At 73.3% G+C, this 12117-nt stretch carries 11 protein-coding genes; 2 read left to right on the forward strand and 9 right to left on the reverse strand.

Annotation, left to right across the window (positions count from 1 at the left end; genetic code table 11):
* From HD601_RS02680 to HD601_RS02715, 8 genes are read right to left on the reverse strand one after another with little or no spacing between them, the layout of a single operon-like run.
* Window positions 1-1614 carry an FAD-dependent oxidoreductase gene (locus HD601_RS02680; RefSeq protein WP_184819086.1) on the reverse strand — a complete coding sequence of 538 codons (1614 nt, stop codon included), beginning with the start codon at window positions 1612-1614 and terminating at the stop codon, window positions 1-3.
* The gene (locus HD601_RS02685; RefSeq protein WP_184819088.1) at window positions 1611-3590 is read right to left on the reverse strand and encodes an MGH1-like glycoside hydrolase domain-containing protein; all 1980 of its coding nucleotides are present in this window, start codon (window positions 3588-3590) and stop codon (window positions 1611-1613) included. The genes HD601_RS02680 and HD601_RS02685 overlap by 4 nt, the downstream gene beginning before the upstream one ends.
* Entirely contained in the window at window positions 3587-4372 is a 786-nt protein-coding gene (locus HD601_RS02690) for an ABC transporter ATP-binding protein (RefSeq protein ID WP_184819090.1), read from the reverse strand. Before HD601_RS02690 ends, HD601_RS02685 begins: the two co-directional genes overlap by 4 nt.
* On the reverse strand, window positions 4369-5388 hold the full coding sequence (locus tag HD601_RS02695) for an oligopeptide/dipeptide ABC transporter ATP-binding protein (RefSeq protein ID WP_221440485.1): 1020 nt from the start codon (window positions 5386-5388) through the stop codon (window positions 4369-4371). Before HD601_RS02695 ends, HD601_RS02690 begins: the two co-directional genes overlap by 4 nt.
* Window positions 5385-6923: an ABC transporter substrate-binding protein gene (locus HD601_RS02700; protein WP_184819092.1), complete on the reverse strand. Its 1539-nt coding sequence runs from the start codon at window positions 6921-6923 to the stop codon at window positions 5385-5387. The genes HD601_RS02695 and HD601_RS02700 overlap by 4 nt, the downstream gene beginning before the upstream one ends.
* Before the next feature lie 24 nt (window positions 6924-6947).
* The gene (locus tag HD601_RS02705) at window positions 6948-7832 is read right to left on the reverse strand and encodes an ABC transporter permease subunit (protein ID WP_184819094.1); all 885 of its coding nucleotides are present in this window, start codon (window positions 7830-7832) and stop codon (window positions 6948-6950) included.
* On the reverse strand, window positions 7829-8758 hold the full coding sequence (locus HD601_RS02710) for an ABC transporter permease subunit (RefSeq protein ID WP_184819096.1): 930 nt from the start codon (window positions 8756-8758) through the stop codon (window positions 7829-7831). The genes HD601_RS02705 and HD601_RS02710 overlap by 4 nt, the downstream gene beginning before the upstream one ends.
* A complete protein-coding gene (locus tag HD601_RS02715) occupies window positions 8755-9831 on the reverse strand; it encodes a substrate-binding domain-containing protein (protein ID WP_184819099.1) in 1077 nt (358 codons plus the stop codon). The genes HD601_RS02710 and HD601_RS02715 overlap by 4 nt, the downstream gene beginning before the upstream one ends.
* Window positions 9832-10027: 196 nt before the next feature.
* On the opposite strand from HD601_RS02715, the gene HD601_RS02720 reads away from it, so the two are divergent.
* Both HD601_RS02720 and HD601_RS02725 read left to right on the forward strand, forming a co-directional pair.
* On the forward strand, window positions 10028-10927 hold the full coding sequence (locus HD601_RS02720; protein ID WP_184819101.1) for a phytanoyl-CoA dioxygenase family protein: 900 nt from the start codon (window positions 10028-10030) through the stop codon (window positions 10925-10927).
* Window positions 10911-11816: a helix-turn-helix domain-containing protein gene (locus HD601_RS02725; protein ID WP_184819104.1), complete on the forward strand. Its 906-nt coding sequence runs from the start codon at window positions 10911-10913 to the stop codon at window positions 11814-11816. The genes HD601_RS02720 and HD601_RS02725 overlap by 17 nt, the downstream gene beginning before the upstream one ends.
* On the opposite strand, the gene HD601_RS02730 is transcribed toward HD601_RS02725, so the two are convergent.
* Window positions 11806-12030, reverse strand: a complete 225-nt coding sequence (locus HD601_RS02730; protein WP_221440486.1) for a KTSC domain-containing protein — start codon at window positions 12028-12030, stop codon at window positions 11806-11808. The genes HD601_RS02725 and HD601_RS02730 overlap by 11 nt on opposite strands.
* Window positions 12031-12117: the final 87 nt, after the last annotated feature.

Raw genomic sequence — 12117 nt, forward strand, 5'->3', positions numbered from 1 at the left:
TCAGTACCCCTTGATCGCAGGCCACGCCAGCTCGACGCCGTCGGCGGCCAGGTCGTCCTGGAACGCGGCCAGCCGGTCACCGGACTCGTGCACCTGGCCCGGCTCCAGTCCACCGGCCAGGCAGTGCGCGGCCAGCGCGCCGGCCACCTCGCCGACGTTCCACTCGACCGGGTGCAGCCGGTAGCAGCCGTTGGTGATGTGCGTCGTCCCGATGTTCTTGCCGGCCGGCAGCAGGTTGCGCACCCGCTGCGGGACCAGCGCGCCGAGCGGGATCTGGAACGGGCTGCTGGCGACGTCGATGTAAGTGTCGCCGCCGGTCGAGGGGTGCAGGTCGATGCGGTACATGCCGACGCCGACGGAGTCCGGGTACTCGACCGCCCCGGCGTCGCCGCGCACAGCCAGCGACAGGTCCTGCTCGACGACGCGGCGCCGCGAGAGGATGCGGCGCGACTCGCGGATGTACGGCGCCTTCGCCAGGCCGTCGGTCGTGCCCATGACGTCGCCGCGCAGCCGCAGCCCCGGCCAGCCGGTGCCGCCGTCGGGCCGCGGCGCCTCGGTCTGCAGCCAGTAGAGCATCGACATCGACAGCTCGCGGGCGCCGGCGAGGTGCTTGTCGCGCTCCTCGTCGCTGACCCCGATGAGCGGGCCGGGCAGGTAGTCGATCATCGGCCAGTTGACGACGGTGACGTCGCTGTCGGCGAAGCCGGGCCGGAACACCGAGCGCGCGACGATGCGGCGGAACGCCCACAGCTCGCGGTCGCCCGGGTCCTTGCTCTGGTCGGCGACGACCGGGCCGGTGTCGCCGTTGGGGACGAAGGCCCGCTCGAACGGCTCCAGCGTCCGCGGGTCCGGCGCACGCAGGCTGATCAGCGGGTTCGGCCACTTCGGCGGCTGGTACTCGCGCCACGCGGCGTACCCGGCGGGGCGGTCGACGGTGTGGTCCTCGCCGGCGCGGTGCTCGACCGCGAACACCCACGAGAACGCCTGCATGTTGTCCGGCTGCGCCTCGTCGGGCGCGCTGGGCTCGCCGGTGTCGTGCCGCGACTCGAACCCGGTGACGTGCTCGGTGCCGGTGAGCGGCAGCAGGTCGCCCAGCTCGGTGGCGTCGAGGACGTAGGGCGCGCGGATCTCGACCCGGACGCCGTCGGGACCCTCGACCACGACGGCGGTGACGCGGTCGCCGTCGACGCTCGCGGCCACCGGGCGGTGCCGGTAGAGAATGCGCAGCCGGCCGGCTGCGATCCAGGGCGCCACCATGGCCTCGAGCACGGCGGCGCCGACGCGCGGCTCGTGGCAGAGCCGGCTGACCTTCCCCTGGCCGGGGTTGAGGTCGCGGGCCTCGCGGGCCCAGTCGGTCAGCGGGTACCAGGTGCGGTAGTAGGCGCGGATGTTCTCGCGCAGCTCGCGGTAGGTGCGGGTGCTGCCGAACTGCTCGATCCAGGCGTGCTCGTCCGGCGGGACGCCCTGGCTGGTCAGCTGGCCGCCGATCCAGTCGGTCTCCTCGGTGAGCAGGACGGACCTGCCTCGCCGCAGTGCCGCGAGGGCCGCGGCGACGCCGCCGAGCCCACCGCCCACCACGAGGATGTCGGTCGTCGTTGCCGTCTCACTGCTCACGCGGGGGATCCCTCTCTGACGAACTGGACGCGCCGGGTGCCGCCGTCGACGGTGACGACTTCCGGCTCGCCGTTGGTGGTGCCCGGCACGGCGACGCGGACGTCCCCGGTGCCGGTGACGGTGGCGCCGACCTCGTCGGCCGTGCGCCGGTAGGCGGTGACGACGACGCCCGGTGCGGCGTCGAGCAGGACGGCGCCGTCGAGCGTGACCACGAGCCGATCGCCGGCGGTCACCGTGAGGCGGCCGTCACCGAGCGGCAGGTTGCTCAGCTCGGCCGGTCGTCCGGGGTGGGCGAAGCGCCAGCCGTCGGTCCGTGCCTCGGCCAGCTCGCCGAACGCGAGGTGCGCCAGCAGCCCGCCCCAGGCCATCAGCCCGTCGGAGCGCTGCTGGAAGCCGGTGAGGTCCTCGCCGTCGAAGGCCGGGTAGTTCTCGCGGACCGCGCTGTGGGTGTCCCACTCGGCGAGGAAGAGGCCGAGCAGGGCGCCGCTGACCGCGCGGCTGTGGTCGCGCAGGTCGTAGCGGCGCAGCCCCTGCACGGCCAGGTAGGCCATGGGCGCCCAGATGCGGCCGCGCCAGTAGGTGGCGGCGAAGCCGGGGTCGTTGCGGGCGACGCTGGGCAGCGGCCGGTCGCCGCCGAGGACGCCGGGTTGCAGGAGGGCGTCGGCGATGTCCCGCGCTGTCGCCTCGTCCGGGAACCCACCGAGCAGGGGGTACAGCAGCGTCGGCGAGACGTGCGGGTCGTGGCTGCCGTCGGCGCGCAGGTTGCGGTAGGCGTGCGCGTCGTCGTCCCAGAACGCCTTCGCGGCGGTGGCGCGCGCGTCGTCGGCCTCGGCCGTGAGCCGGGCGGCCGTGGCGTCGTCGCCGAGGATCGCGGCCATGGTGGCCAGGGCCTCGGCGTCGGCGACGTGCAGCGCGTTCAGCCCGGCGTCGGCGAGGTCCATGGTGTGCGTCGCCGGGTCGTACGTGGCCTCGTCGTACATGGGCGAGTCGTCCAGGCCGGACTCGCGCTTGGTGCGGTCGAGGGTGGCCGACTCCGGGTCGCCGTCGATCGGGTCCGACCCCCACGCCAGCAGCCCGTACGGGCCGCGGCGGTGGGCCGGCCACCAGTCGTGCCAGGCCAGCAGTCCGTCGAAGGTCTCTTCGAGGAGGCGCCGGTCGCGGGTCTCGTCGGACAGCCCGCCGGCGAGGTACGCGTTGAGGACGGTCAGCGCGCCGACCGGCGGCTGCGAGCGGTCCCACGTGGTGCCGCGCTCGTCGCTGACGCGGTTCGGGATCATCCCGGCGTCGTCGGCGAACGGCAGGATCTGCGCCAGGATGCCGCGGGCGTAGTCGCGGTCGACCACGCTCGCGACCAGCCCGGTGAAGAACGTGTCCCACGCGTGCAGCGCCCAGGTGCCGTAGAACCCCTGCCGCTCGACGGAGACGAAGTCGCGCGACGTCGGGGTCAGCACGCGGTCGAGGTCCGGCGCGTGGATGGTGTTCCAGGTGACGGCGCGGGTCAGCGCGTCGGCGGCGGTGCCGTACCAGCCTGCGGAGCGGGGGCGGACGGCGTCCGCGGCGGCCCGGTGCTCCTCGACGACGGCGCCGGCGTCGCCGGCCTTCGCGGCGGACGCGAGCGGCGCGATCAGGACGTCGTCGCCGTCGCGGTCCAGTCGCCAGCCGGGCGTCTCCGGCCAGTCGACGACGACGATGCCGGCGGACTCGGCGCGCACGTACAGCTCGTCGCCGGGGCCGCCGGCCATGGCCAGCCGCAGCTCGACGCCGTCGACCTCGACCGTGACCTCGGCGAACGAGCCGTCGACGGTGTGGTGGCCGAGCCGGACCAGGCCGTGGCGCCAGGTGAACCCGTCGAACACGGGCGTGCCCGCGGCGTCGAGCAGGCCGAAGCGGACCCGCAGGCCCGACGGCAGGTGGGTCATGCCGGTGTGGGTGCGGACGTCCCAGGTGTTCCAGCCGGAGGGTGCGGGAGTGGTCATCCGGTCACCGATCCGGCGTCGTCGAGGTCGAGGGCGGCGTCGAGCAGCGCCCGCGTGTACTCGTGCTGGGGCGCGCCGAGCACGTCGGAGGCCGGGCCCTCCTCGACGACCAGGCCGCGGCGCATGACGGCGACGCGGTCGGCGATCTGGTGCACCACGCCGAGGTCGTGCGAGATGAACAGCATGGCCAGGTGGTGGGTGCGGCGCAGGTCGACCAGCAGCCGCAGGATCTGTGCCTGCACGCTCACGTCCAGCGCCGACACCGCCTCGTCGCAGACCAGCAGCCGCGGCCGCACGGCCAGCGCCCGGGCGATGCTGACCCGCTGGCACTGCCCGCCGGAGAGGTCGCCGGGACGGCGGGACGCGACGTCGGCGTCGAGGCCGACGTCGGCGAGCAGTGCGTGGACGGCCGCGCGCCGGTCGCCGGACGGCGCCGCCGACGGGTGCGTGCGCCAGGACTCGCCGATGATCGCGTCGATGCTCATGCGCGGGTTCAGCGACGAGCGCGGGTCCTGGAAGACCATCTGCACGGCGCGCTGCAGCGGGGACGGACGGCGGCCGACCCGGTCCAGCGCCCGGCCCTCGAACGTGACGGTGCCGGCGTCGGGGCGCTGCAGCCCGGCGACGCAGCGGGCGACGGTCGTCTTGCCCGAGCCGGACTCGCCGACCAGTCCGACGGTCTGCTCGGCGCCGACGTCGAGGCTCACGCCGTCGACGGCGACGAACGGATCGCGCCGTCGCCCGAACGTCACCCGCAGGTCGCGGATCTCGAGCAGACTCATGGGGCGAGCACCTCCTCGGCGAAGTGGCAGGCGCTGAACCGGCCCGGCGCGACCTCGCGGACGGCGGGCACCTCGCTCCGGCAGCGGTCCTGGGCGATCGGGCAGCGCGGGTGGAACGGGCAGCCGGCCGGGCGGTTGGCCGGGGTGGCCGGCGCACCGGGCAGCGGGTCGGCGAGCGCGGTCTTCGTGCGCACCGCCGGCACGCTGCGGACCAGCGCCTTCGTGTAGGGGTGGGCCGGGCGGCGCAGCACCGCCGGTGCCGGGCCGCGCTCGGCGACCCGTCCGGCGTACATGACCACCACTTGCGACGCCACGTTGGCGACGACCCGCAGGTCGTGGCTGACCAGCAGGATCGAGAGCCCCTCGTCCTGCTGGATCGAGTGCAGCAATGTCAGGATCCGGGCCTGGACGGTGACGTCGAGCGCCGTCGTCGGCTCGTCGGCGAGCAGCAGCGAGGGGTTGCCGGCCAGGGCCAGTGCGATCATGGCCCGCTGCCGCAGCCCACCGGAGAACTCGTGTGGATAGTTCCCCGCCCGCGAAGCCGGGTCCGGCACGCCGGCGCGGTCGAGCAGCTCGACCACCCGCCGGCGCACCTCGCCGCGGCCGACGCCGTCGCGCCGGAGGATCTCACCGACCTGCCGGCCGATGCGCTGCGTCGGGTTCAGCGCGGCCAGCGGATCCTGGAAGATCATCGAGATCTCGTGGCCGCGGGCCTTGCGCCGGCGACCGGCGCCTGCGTGCAGCAGGTCCTCGCCCCGCCACAGCAGCCGGCCGCCGGTGCCGGCGCCGTCCGGCAGCAGCCCGATGATCGCGTTGGCGGTCATCGTCTTGCCGCTGCCGGACTCGCCGATCAGGCCGACCGTGGTGCCGGCCGGCACGTCGAACGACACGCCGTCGACGATCCGGAGGTCCCCGCGCGTTCCCGGCAGGTCGACGGTGAGCCCGTCGACCTGCAGCAACGCCTCGTGCTGGGCCACCGGGGAGCCGCCGGCTCGCGCCGTCCGTACGTCGCTCACGAGCCCGAGACCGTCACCGTCGAGAAGTCCGGCAGGCCGCTGGGGTCGGGCGTGAAGCCCTCGAGGTCGCTGTTCCAGGCGTACGCCAGGCTCACGGCCATCGGGTACATGCCGACCGCGTCGCGCCAGATGATCTCGCTGGCCTGGCCGTAGAGGTCGGTCCGCTCGGCCTCGTCGGCGGAGCCGCCGGCCGCGGCGAGCAGTGCGTCGAGCTCGGGGTTGCAGTAGCCGTTGCGGCCGGCGGCGCAGGTGTAGAGGCGGCCGAGGTTGCTGGCAGCGTCGTAGGTCGGCGTGGCGAGCTGCTGGAAGTTGATGTCCCAGTTCAGCGCCAGCAGGTCCTCGGTGAAGACGGCCTGCTCCTTCTCCAGCGGCTCGACGGTGACGCCGATCTCGGCGAGGTCGGACACGACGGCCTGGATGAACGGGCGGAACTCGGCGTTGGCGAACTGCAGGCGCAGCGACTGCGAGAAGTCGAACCCGGCCGCCGTCAGCGCCGCCTGGGCCGCCTCGGGGTCGTAGCCGACCGGCTCCTGCGGCGAGTAGCCGAGCACCAGCGGCGAGACGGGCGCCTCGGCCAGCGTCCCGGTCTCCGGGTAGAGCGTGGAGATGATGGTGTCGAAGTCGACGGCCTGCCAGAGCGCCCGGCGGACCTCCGGCGTGGTCAGCGACGGGATCGAGGAGTTGAACCACATCGTGTAGACGGCGGTGCTGGGCACGGTCTCGACGGTCAGCGTGTCCTCGCCCTGCAGCGCGCCGAGCTGGTCGTCGGGGATGCCCCAGACGACGTCGACCTCGCCGGTGCGCAGCGCCGTCAGCCGGGCCGACAGCTCCGGGATGTTCCGGACGGTGACGGAGTCGACCTGCGGGACGTCGCCCCAGTAGTTCTCGTTCGGCACCAGCTCGAGCGAGTCGCCCGGCGTGAAGGCGCCGACGGTGAACGGCCCGGAGCCGACCGGCTCGGCGAAGAACGCGGTGTCGTCGGGCGCGACGCCGACCGGGATGACGTAGAAGATGAGCAGCTTGCCCGGGACGGCGGCGTCGGGAGCGGGCGCGGTGATGGTCACCTCGGTGTCCGACGCGGCCGTCATCGTGTACTCGGGGAAGTTGCCGGCGTTGGGGCCGTCGAGCGTGATCATCCGCTCGAACGAGGCCACGACGTCGTCGGCCGTCACCGGCTCGCCGTCGCTGAACGTGGCGTCGTCGCGCAGGGTGAACGTCCACGCCGTCACGTCGGCGTTCGGCTCCCACGACTCCGCGAGGTCGCCGGTCAGCGAGCCGTCGGGCGCGGGGCGGACCAGCCGGCTGAAGATCGCCTGGCCGGCGAACTGGGTGCCGGTGGACGCGCCCTGGGCGCCGTGCGGGTCGAGGCTCTCGATGGGGTACGTGCCGGCAGCGACGACGTCGCCGCCGGCCGCCTCGCCGGAGTCGCCGGCGTCGGCCGTGTCGTCACCGCCGCCCGACGTCGTCGAGCAGGCCGCGAGCAGCAGCGCGGCGGCCGCGGCGACGGCCGCGAGGCGGCCCCTGGATCGGGTCATGGGTCTGGCTCCTTCGTGTGTGCTTCAGGGGTCGCGGCGTCCGCGCCCGTACCGGGCGGTCAGCTGGTCGCCGAGGATCCCGACGTTGATGATCAGCAGGGACAGCGCGATGCCGGGGAGGGTGGAGATCCACCACGCCGTCTCGAGGTAGGTCTTGCCGTTGGCGATGGTCTGGCCCCACGACACCGTCGACGAGGGCAGCCCGATGCCGAGGAAGCTCAGGCCCGCCTCGGCCAGCACGACCAGGGCGAACTCGAGCGTCGCCAGCGCGACGATCGGTCCGGCGGTGAACGGGAGGACGTGCCGCCACAGGATCGAGCGGTTCGGGACGCCGAGCACGCGGGCCGCGTCGACCCAGGCCCGCTCCCGCAGGGACAGGGCCACGCTGCGGGTGACCCGGGCGAACGAGATCCATGCGGTGGCCGACAGCGCGACCACCACGAGCAGGACGCTGCGCTGGAAGGCGCCCGCGATGACGATGGCGAGCAGGATCGCCGGGAACGCCAGCAGCACGTCGAAGATGCGGGCGAGGACGGCGTCGAGCCAGCCGCGCGCGAATCCGGCGACGGCGCCGAGCAGCAGCCCGACGACGCTCGAGATGCCCACCGTCGCGACGCCGATGAGCACCGACGTGCGGGCGCCGTAGACGATCTGGGCCAGCACGTCGCGGCCGAGGTCGTCGGTGCCGAGCCAGGCCGTGCCGCCGTCGGCCGTCGTCGAGCCCGGCGAGAGCAGCCGGTCCTCGAGCGGCGTGTGGACGGGGTCGTAGTCGAGCAGCAGCGGCCCGACCATCCCCACCAGCACGTACAGGCCGATGACGACGTAGGGGACCGTGCCGAGCCAGCCGGCGCGGCGTCTGGTCCGCTTGCCGGTGGCCAGGGGCGCGGACAGGGTGGCGGTGGCGGTCACGACGCGCCCTCCATCCGGATGCGCGGATCGAGCTGGGTGTACAGCAGGTCCGCGACCAGGTTGAGCACCATGACGATGCCGGCGATCAGCAGCGTCACGGCCTGGACGACGGCGTAGTCGCGGTTGGCGACGGCGTCGACGACCAGCGACCCGAGTCCGGGCCAGGCGAACACGTTCTCGACGATCACGGCGCCGCCCATGAGCGCGCCCATCTGCAAGCCGACCACCGTCACGACGGGGATCAGCGAGTTGCGCAGAGCGTGGCCGACCAGCACCTGCGGCTCGGTCAGGCCCTTGGACCGGGCGGTCTGCACGTACGGCTCGCGCATCGCCTCGGCGACGGAGCTGCGGGTCAGCCGGGCGACGATGGCGGTGAACGGCAGCGCGAGCGTCACCGCCGGCAGCACCATGTGCTGCGGGGTTCCGACCCCGGCGCTGGGCAGCAGCCGCAGGCCCAGCGCGAACACCAGGATCAGCATGATGCCGACCCAGAACGTCGGGAACGACTGCAGCGCGATGGTGGCCGCCGACACGACCCGGTCGACGACGCCACCCGGCCGGCCACCCGCCACGAGGCCGAGCGTGAGCCCGACGACGACGGCGATCGCGGTGGCGGCGAGGGTCAGCTCGATGGTCGCCGGCAGCCGGTCGAACACCGCCTCCATGGCGGGGCGGCCGAGCCGGTGCGAGTCGCCGAAGTCGAGCCGGACCGCGTCACCCAGGAAGCTCAGGTACTGCGCGAACATCGGCCGGTCGAGTCCGAGCGTCTCGTGCAGCCGCGCGACCTGCTCCGGGTCGGCGTCCGGGCCGAGCATGACAGTGGCAGGGTCGCCCGGCGCGACGCGCACGATGACGAAGATCAGCGAGGCGGCGCCCCACATGACGAAGACGCCGATGAGCAGCCGGCGGAGGATGAGCTTGATCACGGGGCGGCCGCCTCAGGGGCCGGGCCGATGGAGTCGCCGGGCAAGAACGTGCACGGGATGCTGACCTGGCGCGACGACGACTGTGGGTCGCCGAGCAGGTCGACCAGCATGCGCACCGCCTCGCGCCCCATCTCCGCCCGCGGCAGCGAGAACCGGGTCCAGTCGCGCAGCTCCGGCGTCCACGACGGCGGCTCACCGAGCAGGGCGATCGAGCAGTCCTCGGGAAAACGCACCCGCTCGCCGTCGGTCATCGCCGTCAGCGCGTCGACCAGCCGGTTGTCCTCGGTCGGCTCGACCAGGATCGCGGTGACGCCGTAGGCGCCGATCCAGTGCTGGACGTGCTCGGCGGACAGGTCGGCGGGGTCGGCGAGGCCCTGGATGAGCCGCTCGTCGACCTCGAGGCCGGCGGCGGCCAGGCCCTCGCGGTAGCCCTGCTCGCGGTCGCGGGTGGGCTCGGTGTCCTCGATGGCGCGCAGGTAGAGGATGCGCCGGTGGCCCAGGCGGTGCAGCTCGGCGACCATGGCGCTGGTGGCGGCGACGTAGTCGGCCCCGACGTAGCTGATCTCACCCTCGTCGACCTCGCGGCGGCCGATGAAGACGAACGGGAAGTCCTCTTGGACCAGCGCGTTCAGCTCTTCGCGGCGAACGTTGCGGCCGAGCAGGACGCAGCCGTCGGCGAGCTTGAGCCGATTGGTCCCGCCGGCGTAGATGGACCGGTCGGGCGACGAGGTGACCGAGCTGAACAGCAGCAGGTCGTAGCCCTGGGACGCGGTCTCCTCTTCGACCCCCAGCAGGAACGGGTAGTAGAAGTCGCGCAGATCGGTCGGGAACACCGGCTCGAACGTGTAGAGGCCGAGCAGCCGGTTGCGGCCGCCCTTGAGGCTGCGGGCGGCGACGTTGACCGCGTAGCCGAGCTCCGCCGCGGCCGCGAGGACCGCCTGTCGCGTCGACGCGGCGATCTGGTCGCTGGCCGCGCCGCCGCTGATGACCAGCGAGACGGTGGCCTGCGAGACGCCGGCGCGGCGTGCGATGTCGACCTGGGTCGGCCGGCGTCGTCGCCCCTGGGGTGGCACGTCCCGTCCTCCAATTCATACGTATTAGGTACGGTGGCGTCGAGATTACGCGCACGTTTCGCGAATCGTCAAGGCATAGCGCGCAAGGAGTCGTTGTGACAGGATTCGCCATCATGCTGCGTGGTGGAGCCATGGCCGCGGCGGGGTGGACGACGCCACGCTGGTGTCGTCCGTCCCTCGTCCTCGGGAGTGTGCCGTGACCGTCACCCCAGCTGCCGCCGTCGTCCTGCCCGCCGTCGATGTCTCGGCGCCAGGTGTCCTGGAAGAGCGCTATGAGCAGGACGGATTCGCCATCCTGCCGGACGTGCTGAGCCGCGCTGAACTCGACGCACTGCTAGCCGAGACGGCCCGGATCTGCCGCGGCGAGCTCGGCGCCATCGAGGGTGCGGTCGCGTCCTCCGCGGACGAGACCGACGACGAAGTGATCCGCCGGTTCCTCTGCATCCACTACCCGCACAAGCTGTCGTCGCTGATGCTCGACACGATGCGCCATCCCGGCATCGTCGGTCCGCTCACCCGCGTCATCGGCCCGAACGTCAAGGCGATGCAGTCGATGCTGTTCGTCAAGGCCGAGGGGAAGCCCGGCCAGGCCTGGCACCAGGACGAGATGTTCATCCCCACGCGCGACCGCTCGCTGACCGCCGCGTGGATCGCTCTCGACGACGCCACCGTCGAGAACGGCTGCCTCTGGGTGCTGCCCGGCTCGCACCGCCGCGGCGTCATCTACCCCAACCGCGAGCACGACGACCCGCGCTACGACTGCACCGTCGAGTCCTACGACTTCCCGTGGACCGACGACGACGCCGTCCCGGTCGAGCTGAAGGCCGGGTCGGTGCTGCTGTTCAACGGCTACCTGCTGCACAAGTCGCTGCCCAACACCGGCGCGCACGGCTACCGGCGGGCGCTGGCCGACCACTACATGAGTGCCGAGTCGCTGCTGCCGTGGGCGCTGCCGTACGAGGGCCAGAACATGGCGCAGGCCGACTTCCGCGACGTCGTGCTGGTGGCCGGCGACGACCCGTATGCCTACAAGGGGGTCGAGCAGCTGCGCACTCCGCGGATCCGGCCCGATCGCGACGGTGGCTGTGACCGCTGAGGTCGCTGCGTTCGGGTCCGGGGTCTCCGGCGGGTTCGAGGTGGGGCTGGTGTCCCGCCTCGGGCCCGCCGTCGCCGACTACCCTCCGGGCTCGACGTTCGGCCCGCGCGACGCCCGCACCTACGAGTTCGTCTGGCTGCTGTCCGGCAGTGCGACCTGGCACTGGGACGACATGCGGGTGCCGCTGGCGCCGGGCACGCTGCTGCTGGTCCGGCCGGGCATGCGCGACTCGTTCCGGTGGGACCCGCGCCGCCCCACCCGGCACGCGTACGTGCACTTCACGCTGTCGGGGTCCGGGCTGGACGGCGCGATGTGGCCGGTCGTGCGCGACCTCGGCGGCCGGCCCGATCCCATGGGCGCGCTCTGCCAGTACTTGCTCTGGCTCGGCGCGGCCTGTCCCCCGGCCTGGCGCGAGCAGGCCGCGGAGACGCTGCGCCTGTTGGTGCTGACGTTCCTCGCGCCGCCGCCGTCGCCGTCCTCGGATCCGGGCGCCGACGGCGGGCTGCCGCGACCCGTCGTCGCCGCAATGGCCGCCGTCCGGTCCGCCTGGGCCGCGGGCGTGGCCCGGCCGGTGCCGCTGGGCGAGCTCGCCGCCGCCGCGGGCGTCTCCGTCAGCACCTTGTGCCGGGTGTTCCAGCGGCAGTTCGGCGTCGGCCCGGTCGCCGCGCTGGAACGGCTGCGGCTGGCCCGCGCCGAGCCGCTGCTGTGGATGAGCAACCTGTCGCTGCAGGCCATCGCCGTGCAGTGCGGCTTCGCCGACGCCTACCACTTCTCCCGCCGGTTCCGTGCGGTCTACGGCCTCGCCCCGAGCGCCTTCCGCGCCGCCACGCCGGACACCGCGCCCCGCCCGCCCGTGCCGGCGGCCCTCGACGCCCTCATCACCCCGTGATCTGCCGGAACCGGTACCTGGCCTTGATGACCTGGTTGATGAAGGTGCCCTTGCTGTCGGCCAGGATGAGCGCCTCGACGTCCGCGGGAGCCACGCTGTAGTAGCGGTACACGTCGCCGGAGCTGAACTCGACCTCGAGGGTCGACGACTCGGGGTCGTAGCCCATGGTCCGCACCGCGGACGACTCGATCGGCCAGCGTCTGATCTTCTCCATCGCCGTCGATCGTGGGTGCTGTGGTCGGTGCCGGTCAAGGTCGCGGCCGGTAATCGCATTGCCGCCGGGTGCGGGCCGGGCTAGGCT

The organism is Jiangella mangrovi (assembly GCF_014204975.1).
Classification (GTDB): Bacteria; Actinomycetota; Actinomycetes; order Jiangellales; family Jiangellaceae; genus Jiangella; species Jiangella mangrovi.